This window comes from Paenibacillus sp. FSL M8-0142, from assembly GCF_038597315.1.
GTDB classification, from domain to species: Bacteria; Bacillota; Bacilli; order Paenibacillales; family Paenibacillaceae; genus Paenibacillus_AQ; species Paenibacillus_AQ lactis.
Window position 1 is genome coordinate 5373468 of record NZ_CP152008.1, and the last position, 20915, is coordinate 5394382.

Annotated in this window: 15 protein-coding genes and 1 pseudogene; 2 read left to right on the top strand and 14 right to left on the bottom strand. The window is 54.1% G+C overall.

What is annotated here, in order from left to right; genetic code table 11:
- Window positions 1–139: 139 nt before the first annotated feature.
- Window positions 140–457, bottom strand: a complete 318-nt coding sequence (locus NSQ46_RS24540) for a hypothetical protein (RefSeq protein WP_028405404.1) — start codon at window positions 455–457, stop codon at window positions 140–142.
- A 288-nt stretch (window positions 458–745) separates the two neighbouring features.
- On the opposite strand from NSQ46_RS24540, the gene NSQ46_RS24545 reads away from it, so the two are divergent.
- Entirely contained in the window at window positions 746–1720 is a 975-nt protein-coding gene (locus tag NSQ46_RS24545) for an aldo/keto reductase (protein ID WP_342577014.1), read from the top strand.
- Window positions 1721–1942: 222 nt separating this feature from the next.
- On the opposite strand, the pseudogene gsiB reads toward NSQ46_RS24545, so the two are convergent.
- From gsiB to NSQ46_RS24565, 4 genes and pseudogenes are all read right to left on the bottom strand, one after another.
- Window positions 1943–2122: pseudogene (gene gsiB, locus NSQ46_RS24550) on the bottom strand (glucose starvation-inducible protein GsiB); the annotation flags it as partial.
- Window positions 2123–2218: 96 nt separating this feature from the next.
- Window positions 2219–3070, bottom strand: a complete 852-nt coding sequence (locus NSQ46_RS24555) for a manganese catalase family protein (RefSeq protein ID WP_342575066.1) — start codon at window positions 3068–3070, stop codon at window positions 2219–2221.
- Between the two features lie 263 nt (window positions 3071–3333).
- Window positions 3334–3807, bottom strand: a complete 474-nt coding sequence (gene tnpA / locus NSQ46_RS24560) for an IS200/IS605 family transposase (protein ID WP_213613863.1) — start codon at window positions 3805–3807, stop codon at window positions 3334–3336.
- A 261-nt stretch (window positions 3808–4068) separates the two neighbouring features.
- On the bottom strand, window positions 4069–4848 hold the full coding sequence (locus NSQ46_RS24565) for a helix-turn-helix domain-containing protein (protein WP_342575068.1): 780 nt from the start codon (window positions 4846–4848) through the stop codon (window positions 4069–4071).
- A gap of 170 nt (window positions 4849–5018) precedes the next feature.
- On the opposite strand from NSQ46_RS24565, the gene pyk reads away from it, so the two are divergent.
- Window positions 5019–6434, top strand: coding sequence for a pyruvate kinase (gene pyk / locus NSQ46_RS24570; protein ID WP_007131246.1), 1416 nt, complete (start codon window positions 5019–5021; stop codon window positions 6432–6434).
- Between the two features lie 313 nt (window positions 6435–6747).
- Here the strand turns inward: pyk and NSQ46_RS24575 are convergent, their stop codons facing one another.
- The 9 genes from NSQ46_RS24575 to NSQ46_RS24615 all read right to left on the bottom strand — a co-directional run bounded on the left by NSQ46_RS24575 (window position 6748) and on the right by NSQ46_RS24615 (window position 20582).
- Window positions 6748–7059, bottom strand: a complete 312-nt coding sequence (locus NSQ46_RS24575) for a YbjQ family protein (protein WP_007131245.1) — start codon at window positions 7057–7059, stop codon at window positions 6748–6750.
- A 172-nt stretch (window positions 7060–7231) separates the two neighbouring features.
- Complete coding sequence (locus NSQ46_RS24580) at window positions 7232–7981, bottom strand: MerR family transcriptional regulator (RefSeq protein WP_342575070.1); 750 nt, start codon at window positions 7979–7981, stop codon at window positions 7232–7234.
- Between the two features lie 287 nt (window positions 7982–8268).
- A complete protein-coding gene (locus NSQ46_RS24585) occupies window positions 8269–9240 on the bottom strand; it encodes a phosphotransferase (RefSeq protein ID WP_342575071.1) in 972 nt (323 codons plus the stop codon).
- Window positions 9241–9538: 298 nt separating this feature from the next.
- A complete protein-coding gene (locus tag NSQ46_RS24590; protein WP_007131242.1) occupies window positions 9539–9886 on the bottom strand; it encodes a hypothetical protein in 348 nt (115 codons plus the stop codon).
- Window positions 9887–10125: 239 nt separating this feature from the next.
- Entirely contained in the window at window positions 10126–12660 is a 2535-nt protein-coding gene (locus NSQ46_RS24595; RefSeq protein ID WP_342575072.1) for a glycoside hydrolase family 95 protein, read from the bottom strand.
- A 77-nt stretch (window positions 12661–12737) separates the two neighbouring features.
- Window positions 12738–15521 (bottom strand): discoidin domain-containing protein, encoded by a 2784-nt coding sequence (locus tag NSQ46_RS24600; RefSeq protein ID WP_342575073.1) that lies wholly within the window; start codon window positions 15519–15521, stop codon window positions 12738–12740.
- Window positions 15522–15871: 350 nt separating this feature from the next.
- Window positions 15872–17734 (bottom strand): sensor histidine kinase, encoded by a 1863-nt coding sequence (locus NSQ46_RS24605; RefSeq protein ID WP_007131239.1) that lies wholly within the window; start codon window positions 17732–17734, stop codon window positions 15872–15874.
- Window positions 17731–18756: a response regulator gene (locus NSQ46_RS24610; protein WP_144878200.1), complete on the bottom strand. Its 1026-nt coding sequence runs from the start codon at window positions 18754–18756 to the stop codon at window positions 17731–17733. Before NSQ46_RS24610 ends, NSQ46_RS24605 begins: the two co-directional genes overlap by 4 nt.
- A 242-nt stretch (window positions 18757–18998) precedes the next feature.
- Window positions 18999–20582, bottom strand: a complete 1584-nt coding sequence (locus NSQ46_RS24615; protein WP_342575075.1) for an extracellular solute-binding protein — start codon at window positions 20580–20582, stop codon at window positions 18999–19001.
- Window positions 20583–20915: the final 333 nt, after the last annotated feature.

The window sequence follows — 20915 nt, forward strand, 5'->3', positions numbered from 1 at the left end:
TATCGAAATTCCATAGAGTTCGCAAGAATAGGCGTGTTCCCGTGAGGGGAGATACATTTCAGTCAGTCGATATCGAAAATAAAAAGCTTGTATCCCTTCTTTCTTGAGGGGAAATACAAGCTTTATTGCTCTACTGTAACTACGCCGCCGTTCTTGCGATGATTTGGCTGCGTTCCAAAGCGGTACGGGCTGAATCATCAGCAGGGCGGTAACCTTTTTCCAACAGCTCCTTGATATAAATCTTGTTGTAGACGAAGGAAAATACGATTCCGCTAATCCATGCCCCGAGCCCGAGCGTAAATGAACCAAAAACTGCAGAAATAATAAACATAATAACTGCCCATTTCAAATCCCCGCGGAATAAAGCCGGAAGAAACGCGAAGAAAAGGGTAGTCCAGCTAAACCCCAGCTTCACTCGTTTGGTGACCCCTGCATCATTCTTTAAATAAATCTTCACCATTTCACATCCCATGATTCATAGTGAAAAAAGCAGCAGTCTCTCATATTCTCGTGCAGTTCTTAGGTAGGAATCCGATAGACAAAAACTACTTCTTTTATCCTATGACTATATTACCATTTCATGACATGGAAGTTAATCTATATTTTTTCCTATGCCGCTGAAAAAGAATGTTTTTTGGGTAACCCCTCAGTCCCATGGCCCTCCCGATGATTTGAACCCGTTCGGCCAAACTGTTTATACTAAAGAAAAACTATACATTTACGTACATAAAAGGAGTCGATCATGATGAACTACCGTCGTCTTGGCAGCAGCGGGCTTAAGGTGTCGGAGCTTGGCCTCGGCACGAATGCGTTCGGCAAACGAGCCGATGAGAAGACCTCGATCCGCATTATCGAACATGCTCTCGATCACGGAATTAACTTTATCGATACGGCCAACATCTACGCGGGCACCGAATCGGAGCGAATTATCGGACAAGCGCTCGCCGGGAAGCGGCAACATGTCGTGCTGGCCACCAAAGCGGGGTTGATAAAGGGGACGGGCCCGAACGAACGCGGCTCCTCCCGCTATCATCTCCAGCAGGAGCTGGACAACAGCTTAAAGCGGCTCCAGACCGATTATGTCGATCTTTATCAGATCCACACCTTCGATCCGCACACGCCGCTGGACGAAACGCTGCGCGCCTTGGACGACATGGTCTCTGCGGGCAAGGTCCGCTACATCGGCGCCTCCAATTACGCGGCATGGGAGATCATGAAGGCCCTCGGCATCAGCGAGCTTAAGGGGTATGCCCGGTATGTATCCACGCAAGTAAGCTATTCGCTGGCCGACCGCACGCCTGAACGGGAGCTTGTGCCGCTGTGCATGGATCAAGGCGTCGGCATTATCCCGTATTTTCCGCTGGCAGGGGGGATTCTTACGGGGAAATATAATCAGGACAACCGGGTGCCGTCCGGTTCCCGGGCGGATACGGACCCGAACTTCCAGCGTTTCCTTGAGGATCACAATCTCAAGCTCGGCACTCAGGTCTCCCAGCTGGCTGCCGAGCATGGGCACTCCCCAAGCGCTTTGTCCCTGGCATGGCTGATCCATCGTCCTGCGGTTTCCACCGTCATTGTCGGCGCAACGAAGACCGAGCAGCTTGATGATAATTTGAAGAGCCTGGACATTAAGATGGACGATTCGCTTGCACGCAGCCTGGATCAAATCAGCGAACCGTTTGTTCATGGCAAGCCGTTTGCAACATATCGCCTCGATTGAGCAAAAGCTCTTAGGAGCCATGAATTCATCGTGGCTCGCTTGCGACCAAAAGCACACCCAGCGCAAAATATGCAAGAAACATAGAACAGCGACCGTTCCCGATACGGGGACGGTCGCTGTTCATTGCTGTATTGGTTTCATCTGCTGCTTTTGGTTTCATCATTTCCTGATTCCACGCTTCCTTAGCGCAGCAGGAAATCATCAGTCGTTATTATTGCCGCGGGACTCTCCGCCCTTACGGCCGATTTCCTCATAGAATTCCTTATCATGCGATTTAGACGTGGCTTCGCCGCCCTTGCGGCCAATCTCCTGATAAAACTCCTTGTCGTGATTTTTGGCCGTTGCTTCGCCGCCTTTGCGTCCTGCTTCTTCTCTGCTCATTTTGTTATCGTTGTTAGCCATGTTTCATCACTCCTAGTCGTTTTATTGATTACTGCTATGTCTCATATTTAACCATTCCCACTGGGGTGAAACATCCGATATCCTTCGTACTATTATTTAGTTCTTCACGGTTTCGTTCACAACGTATGGCCCGGTTCCGAGCGTCGAATGCTGGTGCTTGGCAGCCGGCTTCAGAACGGGCGCTTCCCCATAAGCCGTCGGATTAGCCACATACTCGAAGTTGCCCGTACCGTCCGGCAACGGCCCGTTCGCCCAGCGTCCCATGCTGCTCTCCTCGCCTACGGAGAAGTTCATGAATTGCCGGGTTGCCTCCGTAACCGCACGCTCCCGAGGGAACGACGCCGGTGCGATCGGACCGTCAATCGCTTCGATCTCCTCGATGGCTGCCAGCCATTGATTCTGGTGCATAATATCACGCGCAATCATGAACGACAGCATATCCCGGACGCCAGGATCGGTCGTCTGTTCGTACAGTCGCACGACCTGAAGCAGCCCTTGGGATTCCGCATTCAGGTTCGCCCGGAAATCGGCCAGCAGATTGCCGCTCGCGATAATATACTTGCTGTTCCACGGATAGCCGTTGCTGTCCGTCGGCATTGCGCCAAGCCCTGACACGATCGCATGCTGCGGATTCATACCGCCGAGCGCGGCGGCAATAGCCGGATCCTTGGCCGCTTCGTCGACTTGATCCGCCGGTGCACCGTCCAGCAGCTGAGCGATCATCGTGCTCAGCATTTCGACATGCGCGATCTCCTCTGTCCCGATATCAAGCAGCATGTCCCGATATTTTTGCTCCGCACGACAGTTGAAGCCTTGGAACAGGTACTGCATCATGACGGACATCTCGCCATACTGTCCACCCAGCACTTCCTGAAGCTTCCGGGCAAACACCGGATCCGGTCTTTCCGGTTTTGCGCGGTATTGAAGTTCTTTCATGTGAATAAACATCAAGTCGTCCTCCTTCAGGGTTGGATTGATATGGATCGAACGATTATTTCTTACCCGGACCCATCGATATTAAACAATTGTGCATCATGAAGTCCGCGTAAGCTTCAATGTTCCGTTCATAAATCAGAACCACCCGTCAAACGGGTGGTTTGCTCTTGGGGTATAACCCCTTGTTGCCAAACTGCGCCTAAAGACGCTAGCCTGACAATAAAATTGTTCAGGCTCAGTGTAATTTGTCACTTTCACTTACCAGTTAAACTGGTTTACTTCTTCTTGCTACTGTTTTTGCTGAATGGGTCTTCATACTCTTTCACACTCAGTTTATCAATTGCCTGGTCGTGTGCTTCTTGCTCACGGATATATTTTGCCACGGTGGCTTCATTCAAGCCCACTGTGCTGACGTAGTATCCCTCCGCCCAAAATTTTCGATTACCATATTTATACTTCAAGGTAGCATGCTTCTCGAATATCATGAGTGAGCTTTTCCCCTTCAGGTATCCCATAAATGATGATACTGAGATTTTTGGGGGAATTGCTACCAACATATGTACATGATCGGGCATCATGTGACCTTCGATTATCTCCACTCCCTTGTATTTGCATAATCGTTTGAAAATTTCGATTAAGTCTTTCCTCACTTGATTATAAATCTCTTTCCGTCTATACTTCGGGGTGAACACAATGTGGTACTTGCACATCCACTTCGTGTGAGCTAAACTATAGCTCTTGTTTGCCATCTAAGACCATTCCTTTCATTATTGAGCCTGAACATCTCAATTTTATCGGAATGGTCTTGTTGGTCAAACCCTCGATCCCTCCACCCGCATAGCGGGTGGTTTTTTGTTTCGCACGCTTCGCGAGCTCAACTGGCTAAAGCCATAATAATTAAAGCCGCGACCCGCGCGGCTAAAAGCGTAAACCAATATTTTCGTCAATTTATACGGTCCCCCTCCAACCGGACTGCTAATCCGCCAAGCATCGTCCTTCCCCAAGAATGCCTATATCGTCCGTGGACGCTCATGCAATAAATCCGACGGAGCGGTGCCCATGACACGCTTATAGGTTCGATAGAAATAGGAGAGGTCCTGATATCCTAAAAATACGGCAATCTCCTGTACCGTCAGCTGCGATTCGGTTAACAAATAGGCTGCCCGTTTCATCCGCTGAGCGTGCACGTACTGGCTGATCGTCTGCCCCGTTACGCTCTTAAAGAGCGCCGCCGCGTAATTGGGGGTTTTGCCAATGGCATCACCCAGCTCCTCTTTCGTTATTTTCTCACGGTAATGCCGCTCGATATATGACTTCATCCGTTCCGCATGCAAGTGCTTTTCTGGCGGAATGGCCCCCCTGTCCAGCTCGCGGCTGATATAAATCAATACTTCTGTCAATAATGCTTCTATCATCATGGCATAATACGATGGGCGCTCCTGCCACTGCTGATGGATCCCTTTCATACGTTCCAGGAGCAATTCATAACAGCCCGGTTTATGCTTCAAAACGTCTTCCCGTCCGAGCACGGGTAAAGCCCGGGAGACGTCTTCCGTCCATTCAACGACGATTTGCGTATGCGTTACGGTCGGGATGCTTTTGGCATAAAACGGAACGCCCGCCGGAATAACCAGAAGCTCGCCCTTCTTCATGATCTGCTTATCCCCATTCAGCCAATACACGCATGTTCCATATGTCACAAGGCTTAACAGCCATGCTCTCTTCGCCGGGTCTGCTTCTTCATACCAATCGACGCCGTTAATTTGCCTTACATCTATCGGAGTGACCATAACCCACCTCTTTCACGATACTATAGTCTAATCATTGTACTATAGTTCCTATCATGATTCGACAAGACAGGCTACAATGTCATCATTAGGAAAGTTTGAATTGAACTTGTATAACGGAAACAGACTGAAGGGTACAAAATAGTACGAATACAAAGGAGGATCCAATAATCATGCTCAAAACAAAAATCATTTGTACGATGGGACCTGCGTGCGATTCCATTGAGGTGTTGAAGAATATGATTCAAGAGGGAATGACCGTTGCCCGTTTGAATATGGCCCACGGGGAGCCGGAAGATCACGTGACCCGGATCCGGAATGTTCGTCAGGCCGCGTCCGAGTTAAACAAGTATGTGCCTATCATGATGGACATTAAAGGACCGGAAGTGCGGATCGGCAAGCTGAAAGAGCCTTCCTGCCTGCTGGAGCCGGGTCAGGAGCTCATCCTGACGACGGAGGAAATTCTAGGCGACGCCCGCCGCATCTCGGTCAACTATCCAGAGCTTCATCAAGTGGTCAAGCCGGGAGACCGCATACTCATCGATGATGGCCTCGTGGACCTGAACGTTCTGCATATCGACGGGCACGACATCCATTGCAAAATCATTAGCGGCGGCGTGCTCAAACCGCGTAAAGGCGTCAATCTGCCGGGAATAAAAACGACGCTTCCCGGGGTCACCGAGCGGGACGTGAAGCATATCGGCTTCGGACTGGAGAACGGGATTGAGATCATTGCCGCCTCTTTCGTGCGCCAGGGCGATAACATTCGCGAGATTCGCCGCATCCTCAAAGAACGCGGCGCGGACCATGTGCAGATCATCGCCAAGATCGAGAACGAAGAGGGCATGCAGAACCTGGATGACATCATTGAAGCATCGGACGGCATCATGGTTGCCCGGGGAGATCTTGGCGTCGAAGTGCCAGTCGAAGAAGTGCCTATGATGCAAAAAGAAATGATCGATAAATGCAACCTCGCCGGCAAACCGGTTATCGTGGCCACGCACATGCTCGAATCCATGCAGGTCAATCCCCGCCCAACCCGCTCCGAGGTAAGTGACGTGGCTAACGCGGTCATTCAAGGCGCGGACGTTGTCATGCTGTCCGGGGAATCCGCCGCGGGCAAATACCCGGTGGAATCCGTGCGCACCATGGCGGCCGTCGCCCGCCGCGCCGAGACGATGATCGATTACAAAGATCAATTCGCCTTCAAATCCAGACAACAAGTGGCTAACATTACGGAAGTCATCAGCCAGGGAGCGGTCAGCTCTTCCCTTGTCTTGAATGCGAAAGCCATTATTACGGCGACGGAGAGCGGATTTACCGCGCGGATGATTTCGAAGTACCGGCCGAAGGCGCCGATTATCGCCGTCACGCAGCACGAGGAAGTGCTGGCGAAAATCTGCCTGCTCTCCGGCGTCATTCCGGTAAAAGGCGACAAGGTTACGACAACGGACGAAATGTTTGAATCCGCAACCCGGAATGCCATTAAGACAGGCTACATTGAAAAAGGCGATATTATTGTATTATCCGCCGGCGTGCCGATCGGCCAATCCGGCAACACGAATCTGATTAAGGTACTGCAAGTTTAATATTTTTTAAGACCTCCCCATGTTTCAGCCGTGCCAATTGCTACTCAGAGCAATAACGACCTAGAGCAATAAAGCGCAAATGATATAACGCTCTATATGGGGGCAGGATAAACGTCGGATTAGGACCGATTACGATAAAAAAGGGTTAGGCAGATCGGGCTTCGAGCCCTCTGCCTAACCCTTTCATATTAAAGATGCACCGATTGTCCTAGCAGCCGCCCCCGAACAAAATGAAATCGAACCGCTGGCTGTCCGCAGACAGCTCGGGAACGAGCAGCGTTATCGTTATATAACCGCCCCGGGATCTTCTCTGCTAAACAACTACGGCCGTTCCGCTGACGGCGACCATCAGCATGCCTTCGCGAATGACCTCATAATCAATGTCGACGGCTAAAATCGCATTGGCTCCCATATGATCGGCTTGCTGTTTCATTTCGGCGATGGCTGCGTCCCTTGCTTCCTGCAGCTTGTTCTCATATGCGCCCGAACGCCCTCCGACAATGTCGGTGATCGAGGCCAGAAAATCCCTCACCACATTAGCGCCCATAATCACTTCGCCTGTCACGACGCCGATATAACGTTGAACCGGATAACCTTCAAGGGTGGATGTTGTTGAAATTAACATGGAATATTCCTTCTTTCGTATTGGTTTCCTCTTATTACGCTGGAAAAAGGAATCGGTTGCGGTGATCCCCTCTTCCGCGTCTACCTAACATCCTGGAATAAAAAAACAAACGGCATTCCTGCCGCTTGTTTTTTTCGCTTTTTCGTCTATTCTGCTATCTCTGCCGCTTCGATTAGGCAAGGGCTGCGTATTGCTCCCCGGCTGCATGAAGATAATACGCAAGACCGGTCTGCTGCTCCTCCAGCATCCGGAGATGGAAGTCATCCTGCAGGAAAAACTTCGTCTGCGCCGCAAAATCCGCCGGCGTTATCGAATGGCCATGGGCGTTCAAGAATGCCAAATGCTTGCCGATCAGGCGCTGTACGCGTTCATCGTTATGCTTGACCCCGGACGTTAACGACTCGGCCATCGCCGCCATGAATGCGGAGGCCTCAGCCGCTTGCTCGTTCAGATCCGCTGCATGGATCTGCCCATCCTGAAGCAAATCAACGTCATAGGCGTCCTTCAAGTAATCATTCTGTTCCTTTAACGCTTCCTTCCAGGCTTCATCGCTATCAAAGCCTTTAAACATTTCCTCTGGTTTCATCGGTTGTCCTCCCTCCAGTTCTTTCATTGATTTTCTGAGCGTGTCCAGTATCGTGTCCAGGCGGTCCAGGCGAGCTGCAAGCAGCTCTTCCTGCTCCGACAGGATGGTCCGACGGTTCTGCGAGCCGTCCAGCAGCTCTTTGATTTTATCCAGCGGAATGTCGAGCTCCCGGTAGAATAAAATTTCCTGCAGTCGTTCCAGCTCGCGCTTCCCGTACAATCGGTAGCCAGCGTCGCTGATTTCGGCGGGGATAAGAAGACCGATCTTATGGTAATGATGCAGTGCCTTGACGGTCACGCCCGACAATGTCGACACTTCCTTTACCGTGTACAGCATGCGGTTAACCTCCTTTCAGCTATCAGTCTAAAGCCTCCTCCAAGAGGAGAGTCAAACGTTATTTGGATTCCAGCAATATGAAACGAGACGGTTAATATGTATGATTCCTTATTAACGAACAAAGCCAAGACCTGTCTGTAACAAGTCTCGGCTATCCTCTTGCTAATAATCGCTGCGTTGCGCCCTTCACTTCCCCATGATTGTAATCCGAAGTTGACGCTGATCATCGTGCTACAGTCAGCATTACACCGCACTCCGGGAGAAGCACAGCGAAACAGAGCTGCAATTTACCATGGTTCACTGAAGCTTCCGCGATCGTCGTCGCAATAGGCAATCAGTTTATCCCGAAGCCCCTTATACCAAGGGGGCGCGTCGTCAAGAACGAGATCGCTATGCTCCAAGGAGCGGAGGATTCTGGCGAAGCTATACAAGCGTCCAAAGCGCCGGAACCTCGGAAGCTCCTCTTCGGTCTCCGGCTCCAAGCTCCGGATGGAGCGATAGCCTTCAAGAAATGCCTCCCGCTGGATCCGGCACTCCGTATCCGCCAGCGTTGATGCGATATCCATCGCAAACCAATGATACATCGAGTCGTCAAAATCGATAACTTGAAACGAGCGCTGATCCGCTTGATAGAATACGTTATCCAGTTGGAAATCATAGTGGATCAAACCGAAGCTCTGTCTGGACGCAGGCATGAACTGCAGCCATAGACAGATGCGGTACAGCTCTTCCCTCGCCTCCCGTTCTTCGGGATGCCGCTTCAGCACCCCGTCGATCCACTGCAGGATCTGCTCCGGACCTCTCCGCCGGTATAGCCCCGGCTCGTATTCACAAGATAACCTGTGAAGCCGTGCAAGCGCCCTCCCCCAATCCCGGCACTGCCGCTTCGACACAGTCTCGTTGTTCAGCACGGCACCGATGGCCGCGCTAAATACGACACCGTAGTATGTGCCTTCCGAGGTCCGTACCGTTTCGACGATATTTCCGCCGGATGATGGCACAGGAAGTACGCACGGGTACCCCCGCTCGGCCAAAAACCGCATATAATCCAGCTCGGCGGTCAGCTGTTCCATGCTACGATCCTCATCCGAACTAAAACGCAGAAAATACCGGACGCCCTGACGGTCAAGCACATACACGAAATTGGTGCTTGCTCTCCAGAGCTTCATCGTCCCTTCGTCATGCTCCCATCGCTTCGCCATTTCGCGGGCCACCGTATCGCCGGCCAGACCTCGAACCATTGTCGTTAACCTCATCATCTTCTCAAGCGTTCCTCCCATGACAGCGCGAGAGGACCGAGCGTATATCCCTAAATCCCGAGCCCTCTCTCCTGTATCCGATTGTGAATGAAATGCGTATTCAACAACGTCACCCCTTTCCATGGCTCCTTCAAGGCCCGGACGTACATACGTCCCTTCCTTGATGTCATTGTACAGGAGCGGCAGCCGCCGCGGATGGGGGAGAATGGGTATAGGCGATTTTTACTCGAAGCTTGTATCCAGACATGCAATAACCCCGCGACATCGCGGGGCTCCGTGCATGCTTATTGTTCCTTCCTCATTTTTTTTCCACTTGCAGTATCGTAATGCGCTTTGCCGCATAGGTATCCTTGATGGCGTCTTCGGAAATCACGTTCAATTTGATAAGCCCGGCAATCTTGGACGCATCCGGCTTGGAGAGCAGCCGCCATACATCCGGATCCGGCAGCGCTTCGTACAGCTTCTGCTCATCGAACTCCTTCCGGTCTTGAAGGACCAGCTTAGCCCGATACGTCCCCGCCTCCAGCTCCTGGACCCCCTGCTGCTGGCAATGCTCAATGATTTGCCCGCGCAGCTCCGATAATTCCTGCTCCAGCTCTTTTTGCTTTTGCTTGAGTTGATAGTATCTTCGCAACTTCACATCCATCGCATCTCACGCTCCTCTACACAACATATGTATGCAGATGGGCGGCACAATTAGGATAAAATCAAGCAAAAACGCGTAAATCCCACCGCTTGGCGAGACTTGTCCTGTGAGTTTTTAAATAGGCCGTTTCTAATAGAGAGGACGCCGAGCAGTAGACAGGCAGAGAAGCTTGGCCCCTCTGCCCTGCCTGGATTCATAGTTGCTGGTTGCTGGTCGCTGCTTGCGCTGGCGCCATCCCTTCATATCGGGAAGGTTTGCATGGATGGATCACCGCCGGGCTTTTCGAAGTCCCTCCTCAGAATATACGACTCCCCTTCCTTCATAAGAAACGACAGGCGATGGCCGCCAGAAGAGTTATCGTGGCGATCCTCCTCGTTCGTGCTCGACGCTTCCACGGGAACGGGAACAAGGGGCGTGGAGGACCACACCGTGCACCGGCCTGCTCTCGATGCATACACCTTCGCTTCGGATAACTCCCCATCCTCCCATCGTATATCCACGACCCAGCCTCCCCGAGCGCGCAGCCCTTTTACATCGCCGCTGCTCCATCCAGACGGGAGCGCCGGCAGCAGCCTCAGCTCGCCTGCATGCGACTGCAGCAGCATCTCGCCAACGCCTGCAATTCCCCCAAAATTTCCGTCGATTTGAAAAGGCGGATGGCAATCGAGCATATTCGGGAATGTCGAAGAGGCAAGCAATTGAAGCAAATGCCCGTACGCTCCCGTTCCGTTCAATAGCCGCGCATAATAATTAATGATCCAAGCCCGGCTCCAGCCGGTATGTCCTCCCCCATGCGCAAGCCGCCGCTCAAGCGTCCTCTTGGCGGCTTCGGCCAGCTCCGGCGTATGAAACGGGTCGATCTGCTCCCCCGGATATAACGCGAACAATTGAGAGATATGGCGATGGCCCGGGTCCGCCTCTTCATAATCCTTGAGCCACTCCATGATGCCTCCGTGCCTTCCGATTTGCGGAGCCGGGATGTTACGGATCGCTGCTTCAAGCTCGTCAAGAAAGCGGGTGTCCTCCCCAAGCAGCCGCCCGGCCTCCAGACAGGCTTGCAATAAAGCATGGGCAATCTGCGAGTCCATGGATGGGCCCATGCAGAGACTGCCCACGGCACCATCCGGAAGCATGAAGCGGTTCTCCGGAGATACGGAGGGCCCGGTAATCCGCCTGCCCTCCCCGTCTATCGTCATATAGTCCAGCAGAAAGATGGCCGCTTCCTTCATGACGGGGTATGCCCGGTCGCGAAGAAAATCGGCATCTCCTCCGAAGCGGACATGCTCCCACAGGTGCAAGCACAGCCATGCGGCTCCCATCGGCCACACGGTGCAGGTCATCAAGATCCCCTCGGGTCTGGTCTCCCCCCATACATTCGTATTGTGATGGGCCGCAAAGCCGCGGCAGCCGTACATCTCCTCGGCCGTCTTCCGGCCGTTCGGCAGCATTCGGTGAATCAGATCGAACAGCGGCTCATGGCACTCCGGCAATCCAAGAAGCTCCGCGGGCCAGTAGTTCATCTGGATGTTCGCGTTAATCGTGTACTTGGACTCCCACGGCGGCGTAAAGCTGTCGTTCCATATCCCTTGGAGATTGGCTGCCAGGGACCCCGGCCGGGAACTGGACAGCAGTAAATACCGACCGTACTGCACATATAATTCAATTAGTCCAGGGTCATCATCCGGATACGCCCCAGAGTTACCCTCCGGATCTGCGCCTGAGTTTCCTTCCGGATTCGCCCCCGAGTTACTGACCCTGACCCTCTCCTTCAAAAGGTTCAGCCGCTGATCGGTAGGGAGGGAAGCATAATCCCGCGCGCCGGCGTCCACCTCCAGCTTCAGCGAAAACCTGCCGAACTTCTCCCTGTATTCCTCCACGTGGCGGCTGAACAACCGCTCATAGGGGATCGAAGACGCATGGTCCAGCTGCTGCAGGCACATCTCTTCCGGTTTCCGGCACCGGAACGTCGTCTGAGCGGATAACAGCAGCGTTACGGCATCCGCACCTTCAACGGACATGAAATCGCCGATGATGCGGATATTCCCCCCTTCAGCGGCTCCGCGCAAAGCGGCGCAGAAGGAGACGCCGTCCGCCCCGGCCTCCCCTTTCATAGTCAGGGTGTCATTCCCGATCGATCGGGTGCCGCAGTCGAAAGGACGGCGCATCAGGTTTGCGGCAAAGGTCAAACTGCCGGGGCGGTCTGCCGTCAGACGGATGACCAGCACACCGTCCGGCGCGCTTGCAAAGTACTGCCTGCGGTACGTGATTCCCCCCGATGTGTAGGTCACGGCCGCCATGGAACGCTGCAAGTCCAATTCCCGCTCATAGTGCGTCGCCGGTGCTTCGGCGTTCAGGAATTTCAGCAGCAGATCGCCCAGCGGCTGATAGGGCTGCTCATATTTCGGCGAAGAGGTCATTGCCATCCGGGCCAGATGCTCGGCCTCCGCTTGACGGCCATCCTGAAGCAATTGCCGGATGTCGCCCAAATATGGGATAGCATTCGGGTTGCCCCCCCTTCCCGGTCCGCCGTACCATAGCGAATCCTCGTTCAATTGCACCCGCTCAAGGCCGGTTCTGCCAAACACCATCCCTCCGAGCCGTCCATTGCCGATCGGCAGCGCCTCATTCCATTCCGCCGCAGGCGAGGTATACCATAACCGCAGAGGCCGCTCAACGCCTCCTGATAATGACACCTCGTCAGTCCCCATGATCCTTGCTTTAACCTCCGCATCGAATCGCTGCCTCCCGTCCATGTTCGAGCCCTGGTTGCCCATACGTATTCATGCCTCCCATTCCTATGGAAAAGGGGACTCCAGACATCGCTGAACATCCCCTCTTCCCCTATATCAGATCAAGGTAATTCCGGTACATCCAAAGCACCGCCTCCCACCGGCGTACGGGCGAGATGATCCACCGCTTCCTGGCCGAGACGATCCTTCAGCTGCTGGATAAACAAGCTTTGCGGCGCAACATGCCGACCCATCGACTCCCAAAAACCGTCCTCCCGCGGACGCGGGTCGTAGTCGTTCGGCACGAGCGGCCTGACGTTCAAGCCGTCCTCCGTCGGAACATGCCCGATTGCGTAATTCTGAGCAGTCGGCGGCTTCTGAGCGACGAGCCCGCCCTCGGTATTCCACATGACGTAATTGGCGCCTGCCCACCCGTGTCCGCTGCCGAGCCAAGCCCGGTCGCGAACGCTGATCCGTGCGCTGACATTGTCGTACAGACCGCCCGTCGACCAGCGGTGATGAGGCTCGCTCGTATTGTACTCCCGGGTTGCCCTGTTATCGTACATTACATTGGGTCCCTGTACGCGGCTCTCAATGACGTAAGCATGCCGGGAGGTTTCGGTATAGTTTCGCTGGACTAGGTTTAACTGCCCCTGAATGAAGAGGCTGTAGCGTCTTCCCCCGGTGATGATGCTCACCATGTCGTACATTTCGCTGTCCTGCACCGTTACCCATTTGGCCTGCCGGCCGACCTGCACCAAGGCATAAGAGAAGTGGTATCCTTCCACCTCGCGAACCCAGGCATTCTTCACGCTGTTCATCATGATAAAGCGCTCGGCGTGGTCTTCATCCGAATAATACGGCGTATCCAGAACGTCATTATCCATCTTCGTGTCCGTCTTGCTCGGGTCAAAATCGGATACGGCCCGCATGTTCTCGATGCCGACCTGTTCGATCCGCTCCTCGTCCGTCGCTTTGAAGAGCTTGCTGCCGCCCCACTGACGCTCGATGGCGTTGGCCAGCGGTGCGTCAACCGTAATCCGGTTGCCGTCAATTGCGGTGATCACCCGGTCAAAATCAAGGTTAAAGGGCGTCCATTGCTTCGTTCCGCCGGTGAGCGGCCTCATAAAGATATGATCCATGCCGATTTCATGAATCCAGCGCTCGCTGCCGATCCGTCTGACGATAACGGAATCCCCCGCCTTATAGCCCGAAGCATCCTGAACATGAAACGTTCGGGAGCCCGCCGGAACATACAAGTCCTGGATGTCCGTCTCCGTCCCCTCCACGATCGACGGACCGGCCGTACCGCCGACCTCGATCAGGTTTCGGGCAGCTGTCCCCGTGCCGCGGATGATCGTCCCATTGTCGTCCTTGCCTTCGCCCCGGAGCACGACGCCGCTTGCCTGAATGCGCAGGGTTCCGCCGACGAAATACGTTCCGCTTCTTAGCAGCACGGCGCCCCGGAACCCGTCCGCATCCCGCGGGAGCCGGGACACTTCATCAATCGCCGCTTGCAGCATCGCCGTATCGTCCCCGCCGGTCGGCTCCACGGCAACCTCCGCCTGAACATCCGGCAGCCTTACGCCGCCCCCTTGGTATCCGACATGAGAGAAGTCGATGATCCGATTGCCTTTATAGTCGGGAACGTAAACCATCCGTCCGTTTTTGCCGACGTAGGCGATCCGGCTCTGCCCGTCAGGCACCCCGTTCTTGGGCATGACGGTATAATACAGGCTGTCGTAGTACGTCCCGCCGTCCGACATATGGAACGTCATTTGGATCTCATAGGTTCCCGGCACTTTCATACCGCCTGGAAGCTGTATGGAGGCATCCTCGCCAGCGATTAGCGTTTTCGTCCCGAGATTTCCTCTCGATTGGCCGTCCCTCAGCCATCTCGCGGAGACGCTTCCGCTTAGATTCGGTGCAATCATGACGACCGGCAAGGTCTTGGTCTCCTCCAGAATCGCCGCCTCGCCGATTCTTTGCGTCAATGCCGGATGACGAAAGGAAGTGAAGGCAACATATTTCGCATCTTCGAATTCGTGCTCATCCTTCACGACGAACCATAAATCCGGCGAACGGACCGTCTTGCCGCCCACGCTGGCTTCGGCGTAGATCCGGGTCGCGCCGACTTTGCGGCCGGTCACAGTCCCGTCTGACGTAACCGTCGAGCTGGCTCCATCCGCTAGATACCGGATTTGGTGAGGAGGCAGCGCCGCCCACTCCCCGTTCGCCCCTCTTCCTCGGACCTCGAGAGGAGTGGTACCGCCAATCTCCAAGCTTAGCTCGTCATTGTTGCCAAATGGAGTTCCGTCCTCCTTCACGAAGGCAAGCTCCGTTACATCGACCGGAATCTCCGAGCTGCCGTCCTGCATATAAATCTCCATCTCCTTCAGCTGCACGTTCAGGTTCCGCGACAGCTGCAGCGTGATACGGACTTGAGATGCCGTTACGGCATCAAATGAAATACGCTCCTGACCGTCCGCCCGAATGCCCTCGGTCTTTGTGAACGCGCGGCTCCATGACTCCCCTTCCAGCGAGTAATCGATTTCCACAGCCTTCAGGTTATCCCCCCGGTTCAAATCAAGTATGACCTGGTTCAACGGCTGTCCGCTTCCAAGCTCGACCTGGATATGCACGCTCATATCTTCGCGATCCGTGCTTGCCGGCTGCCAATAGGTATCCCTGCTGCCGTCAACGGCTTTTCCGGCTTCCCGCCCGCTTACGGCAGAGCTGGCCATGGCCGGCTTGTCGAGCGCAAGATTCACGGGAGCGCCGCCGGCAGTCAAGGCCGCGTCCCCTTTTACCGGCAAATTTCCCAAGGAGAGCAGCAGAACGCCCAGCAGCAGGACGGCAATCCTGCGGTTTTCCCATCCATCGCGCTTTCGTGCCTTTTTCATCATTCATCCCCCATCCTTCGTCTAATGTCGTGATTGACGATCGATCCGTGATTGACGCGCTCCTCCTTCCTCCACTTAGCGGATTATGATTCCATCGTAGGGCTGCCCGGCCCGTTACGCCATGCCGTAACTTGCGGAGACAGGGTGTTTTTTTAAGAAATATGCTCTCCTAAGAAAACACAATCGCAAACGAACGGAGCCGCATGTGCCGTTGGCGTTACATCCGTTACAATGAGGCTGCACGAAGCTGTGCGACCATGATTAAGCGGCTTGAAACCGAGGGAAGCCTTAAGGCAAGAGAAGTTGAGGTATGGGTGATCGCACCTGTTTTCGATTCCTAGGAGAAGCCGGCTTTAAGCAGACTGCGGACTTGGCATCATCATCTTGACGGTGGTGCCCATCCCCCCGCCTTCCGAGCTCAGCCTAAGACCATAGCGTTCACCGAACACAAGCTGGATCCTGCGGTGCACATTGAGCAGCCCGATGCCTCCAATCCCTCCGATGCCCCACGCGTCTCCGCTTGCAGCTGACGAGGATTCTGCCGTCGCAGCGTCCCACTCATGAGCATGGGAGAACCGGTCTAATATTTCGCGCTGCCTCTCAGCGGACAGACCTGCGCCGTTATCCGTCACGCTGACCCAGAAGATGTCATCGCTCAGGCCTGCTGAAATCGTGATCCAGCTCGACTCGTCGATGCCGTCCGGAAACGCGTGCTGAAACGCATTTTCGATCAGCGGCTGCAGCGTCAAGCGAACCATGCTGAATAGCAGCAGCTCAGGCGGCACCTCCACCCGCAGGTCAAATTCCAGTTCATGCCGATGCTTCATGATGGTCATGTAGCTCAGCACATGGTTCAGCTCATTAGCCACTGTAATCTCCTCCAGAGACGTAAGGAGGGAGTAACGCATCATATAAGCAAGAGAGGATACCATTTCCGTAATTTCGGACGAGCCTCTGACCTCTGCGTAACAGACGATCGTCTCCAGCGTGTTATACATAAAATGCGGATTGATCTGCAGCTGAAGAGCCTGGAATTCCGCACGCTGCCTGGCGATAATGATCTTCTGCTGCTGCAGCTCGCTTTCGTACACCCGCTCGATGAGCTCCGACAGACGGGTTACCATCAAATTGTAACGCTGCATCATCTCGGTCAATTCATCGTCCCGCTCGGGAAGCTCAAGCGGCGTCCAGCGGCCCTGCTCCGTCTGCCGCATCCCCCGGATGATGGTCTGGATCGGCTGGGTGATGGAACGCACGAACCGGTAAGCGAGCAAGCACGCTGCAAGCAGGCTGACAAGGCCGATGCCCCAGACGGTGGTGCGGATATTGGCGATGGGCTTGCGCCACTCTTCGAGCGGTATGGAGGTGACCAGACGCCAGCCCGAATAAGGCGACATTCTTGCCATGAATACCCGCTCCTCGCCATCCGCCGTCGTGTACCGGAAGGAATCCTCGCCCGCATCCATAATCCGGTCCCTCAGCTTCGGATCCTGTGCAGGTGATGAAGCGTCGCCCACCAGGCTCTCCGGCTGGTACACCACGTGGCCGTCGGCATCGGCGATGTAGAAGTATCCTTGCTCCCCAAGATCGATTCCTTGCCAAAGCGTCGAGAGCTCTTGAGACCGTACCTCCATGGCCAGCACGCCCTTTTCCGCGATGGAGGACAGGCCCTTGATCTGTCTTGTCATCCGAACCACGCTGCCGCCTCTTCCCGGAATGATGCTTGCGGTATCGATCATCAGCCCGCTCTCATCCTTTGTCAGCCTGCGCAGATCCGCAAGCTGTGCCGACTTCTCCTCCGCGCTGAACACCGGCTCCGCAACGTCGGAGCTGAAGCTGTAGACAGCATTGCCGTCGTTGGAGAGAATATACATGGTCAGCAAATCCGGCCCCCGGTCCATCTGCGGGCGAAAGACCATTTCCTTAATCGTCGAGCTGATATGATAGTACTCGTAGTTGTCGGCGGGATTCGGCAGATCCACGAATTTTTTCAATTCCCGGTTCGTCAGCAGCGTAATCATCGTCCGGTCATACGACTTAATGTACATATCCGTATGAATCAGCGCATTCTGTACCGTTTGTGACATATGCCGGTCCAGCTGCTGGTCCAGTTCTGCCGATGAACGGGAATAAGTGACAATGCCGATTAGAAGTGAGGACAGTACGATGATGGACACGCAGTACAGAAACAGCTTGCGGTACAGCTTGCTGCTCATCCGTTAAACCCCAGCATGGACCGGTATTCCGTCGGGGTGTGCCCCGTCACTTTCTTAAACATCTTCGTAAAATGGGGGTAATCCTCATAGCCTACATTCGCGGCGACATCGATGATCCGCATATGCGGCAGCGCCAGGAGCTCCTTCGCCCGCTCCATCCGTCTGTGGATACGGTACCGGACAAAGGTTTCGTTCGTCATCTTCTTGAACATCGCGCTAAAATACGTGGGCGTGTAGCCCGCCATTTCAGCCACTTCCTCCAAGGTGATTTCCTCGGACAGATGCGAATCGATGTAGGACTTCACCTCCTCCAGCGGATTTTTGAAGTTGCCCCAGCGCTGGGTGATCAAATCCGCGGTCATTTGCTTGACCCTTAGTTCAAACGCTTGGAGCAGCGGCTCCGGAGCAGCCCCATGACCCAGCGGCTTGATGGCCGTCAGCTCCATGTATCCCTTGGACACCAAGCGCCGGTAGATCATGCCCACCGCGTCATCCAGCAGCTGCTGCAGCTGCTGGACGCTGAGCCCGGCTGCCAGCAGCTGCTCTCTCCATTCCTTTAACAGCTGATCCAGCCGTTCCGTCTGCAGCATCCAAATTTCCTGTCCAATATTTTCGATCCAGTCGACATAGGAAGCAAGGGACACAATCCCTTTGTGACGATGCTTCATGATCGCATCGAACGCCTGATGAAGCATCGCCCCCGTCACCGGTTTCAGCAGATAATGCTTTACGCCGTAAGCCAAGCACTGCTGGGCATACTGAAATTCGCCATACCCGGAGATGACGACGATCTGAATGTGCCCGTACTGCTCATGAAGCTCCCGGCACAGCTCCAGCCCGTTCATTCTGGGCATCCGAATATCGGTCAAGAGCACGTCCGGCTCGGCCTCCTTGATCCGCGACAAAGCATGCTCGCCGTTTACGGCCGTATCAATCGCGTCAAACCGCAGGCGGTAAGACTCCGCCATTTTAACCAGCCCTCTCCGAATGACGGGTTCATCATCAGCAATAAGCAACCGCATTATTATCAGCCTCCTGTATGTAGAAGAATCCGAATGATTCCGATGAACAATCTCGCCGGCGGGACGAGAAGGTACCTCCTGGGTCAGCCGACAAGCGGCTTGACCGGCGGATACCTATTTTTTTCGCAGCCCACATCAGGTGAAACGCTTACATATCGGCTTTATTGTATAGAAAAATTCGCCTTTGCTTGATAAGTCCTGCCGACTATTTTGCAGGGCACCGAGGCTGCGCGCCAGTAGAGTCATCTTGTGCGATCCACGACATTCTCCTTGTTCTTCCAGCGCTCCGTCGCTTCCTTAATGATCTCGTTCCCACCTTTGGCCCGATATTCCTCCAGCACCTTCGGCCAATCGGAGATCGGCTGCTTGCCGTAGATCATTTTGACCATGCTGTCCAGAATGAATTTCGGTCCCGTATCTCCCGTCGAGGCAAGGTCCGGGAACTTGGAGAAGCTGTTCAGGTTCGCCGTAAAGGTAATGCCGCCTCGCCCTTCGTTGCTGAGCACATCGCGGAATGCGGCCACTACGTCCTGGCCGTCTTCCGTAAGGGCTGTCTGCTTCTTGTTGTAGGTCAGCTCATGCACAAACCACAATTGGTTGGCCCGGAACCCGGCTTCATCCACTTCCTCCTTCTTTACCGGCCATGTGTAGTTGACTTTACCGTTCTCAATCGTGTAGTTCTCGCCTTCGATCCCGAACGAGAAGAACATATCCGCTTCCTCTGTCAGCATCCAGTCAAGAAACTTAATGATCTCGATCGCTTTTTCCTTGCCGACCTTGTTGTTGATGTAAAACGTCGTTGAGATCGAGCTGTATAAGCCCAGGCCGCCTTTGCCGTCCGGCCCGGTTGGAGACGGATAAATATCTACTTTCATCGAAGGGTCCACTTCCTTCAGCTTCGTGCGAAAGCCGATGAGCCCTTCGCCGTTGGAAGCCCACATGCCGGACTTGCCTGAATTGATGTTGCGCCTGTAATCAACCTGCGAGAGCGAGGCAAAGTCCTTCGGGATCAACCCTTCGTCATACATGGTCTTGTACGTTTGAAGCGCCTTGGTCATATTCTCTACATCAAAAAACTTCGGCACCACCTCGCCGTTCAGCTCCATGAATTGAAACGGCAGCACATCGTAAGCGCCAAGGAAGGTATCCGCATATTTGAAATTCTCGCGATACTGATACGGATGCTCAACGCCCAGCTTCTTGAACGCGCGCAGCATATCCAGGTACTCCTCGACCGTCTTCGGCGCTTCCTTGATGCCGGCCTTCTCCATCAGATCCGTACGGATAAATGTAGCGCGGCGCGACAGGTTCTCCAGCCAGGAGGGAATGCCGTAAATGCTGCCGTTATACGACACCTCCTCCCATGCCTCCGGTGTCACCATTTTCATCAGATTCGGCGCATGCTCCTTGAGCAAATCATCAAGCGGCATGAATACGCCGGCTTCCACCGAGCCCGACATGGAGGCCGTCGTAGGCCCGCCTCGCATATTTCCCACAACATCCGGGATATCGTTGCCGGCAAACATCAGGCTCATCTTCTGGTCGAATTCCTTGTGCGACATCAAACGGATATCCAGATCGGTGTTCGTCATTTCCTCCAGCTTCAGCACCCATTTGTCGTTATTGATATCCGGCGAGGATTCAATATAGATATTGCCGCCCGTAGAGAATGAAATCGAGAAGGACAGTTTCTCGGATGCGGCCGCCCCATCCTTAGCTCCCGGCTGAGCTCCCGCTTGTCCGCCCTCACCCGCTTTTCCTCCGCAGCCTGCCAGCAGCGTTAGGATCAGGCAGCTCACGAGCAAAACCGAAAAGCCTCTCTTCATCAACCTCTCCCCTTTCCACGAAATCATCAACCGTTCATTTCATCTGGAGATCAAACAAGCTCCAACATGCCATCGATCCATCTCGATCCTTATGATTCATAATTCATATCTGTCCATGCCTATCCGTCGCTTATCCATGCCGAGCCATGCCCAATCAGTCACCCTGCCACTCAAAGGTAAGCGCTTACGTAAAATCAATTTCATGGTAGCCTATATCGCCTCATTTCCGTATTGGCGTTTTTTATGATCCTGTGTGTTCTTTTACGATCCGGCTTGATCGAGCCGATTATTGTGTCCATCCCCCCTATCTGGTTGGTCATGGCAATCTCCCGC

Bases quoted from the DNA above. Each gene is read 5' to 3' on its own strand.
- NSQ46_RS24545 (WP_342577014.1), top strand. From the start codon at position 746: ATGAACTACCGTCGTCTTGGCAGCAGCGGGCTTAAGGTGTCGGAGCTT.
- NSQ46_RS24555 (WP_342575066.1), bottom strand. From the start codon at position 3,070: ATGTTTATTCACATGAAAGAACTTCAATACCGCGCAAAACCGGAAAGA.
- tnpA (WP_213613863.1), bottom strand. From the start codon at position 3,807: ATGGCAAACAAGAGCTATAGTTTAGCTCACACGAAGTGGATGTGCAAG.
- NSQ46_RS24565 (WP_342575068.1), bottom strand. From the start codon at position 4,848: ATGGTCACTCCGATAGATGTAAGGCAAATTAACGGCGTCGATTGGTAT.
- pyk (WP_007131246.1), top strand. From the start codon at position 5,019: ATGCTCAAAACAAAAATCATTTGTACGATGGGACCTGCGTGCGATTCC.
- NSQ46_RS24575 (WP_007131245.1), bottom strand. From the start codon at position 7,059: ATGTTAATTTCAACAACATCCACCCTTGAAGGTTATCCGGTTCAACGT.
- NSQ46_RS24580 (WP_342575070.1), bottom strand. From the start codon at position 7,981: ATGCTGTACACGGTAAAGGAAGTGTCGACATTGTCGGGCGTGACCGTC.
- NSQ46_RS24585 (WP_342575071.1), bottom strand. From the start codon at position 9,240: ATGATGAGGTTAACGACAATGGTTCGAGGTCTGGCCGGCGATACGGTG.
- NSQ46_RS24590 (WP_007131242.1), bottom strand. From the start codon at position 9,886: ATGGATGTGAAGTTGCGAAGATACTATCAACTCAAGCAAAAGCAAAAA.
- NSQ46_RS24595 (WP_342575072.1), bottom strand. From the start codon at position 12,660: ATGGGCAACCAGGGCTCGAACATGGACGGGAGGCAGCGATTCGATGCG.
- NSQ46_RS24600 (WP_342575073.1), bottom strand. From the start codon at position 15,521: ATGATGAAAAAGGCACGAAAGCGCGATGGATGGGAAAACCGCAGGATT.
- NSQ46_RS24605 (WP_007131239.1), bottom strand. From the start codon at position 17,734: ATGAGCAGCAAGCTGTACCGCAAGCTGTTTCTGTACTGCGTGTCCATC.
- NSQ46_RS24610 (WP_144878200.1), bottom strand. From the start codon at position 18,756: ATGCGGTTGCTTATTGCTGATGATGAACCCGTCATTCGGAGAGGGCTG.
- NSQ46_RS24615 (WP_342575075.1), bottom strand. From the start codon at position 20,582: ATGAAGAGAGGCTTTTCGGTTTTGCTCGTGAGCTGCCTGATCCTAACG.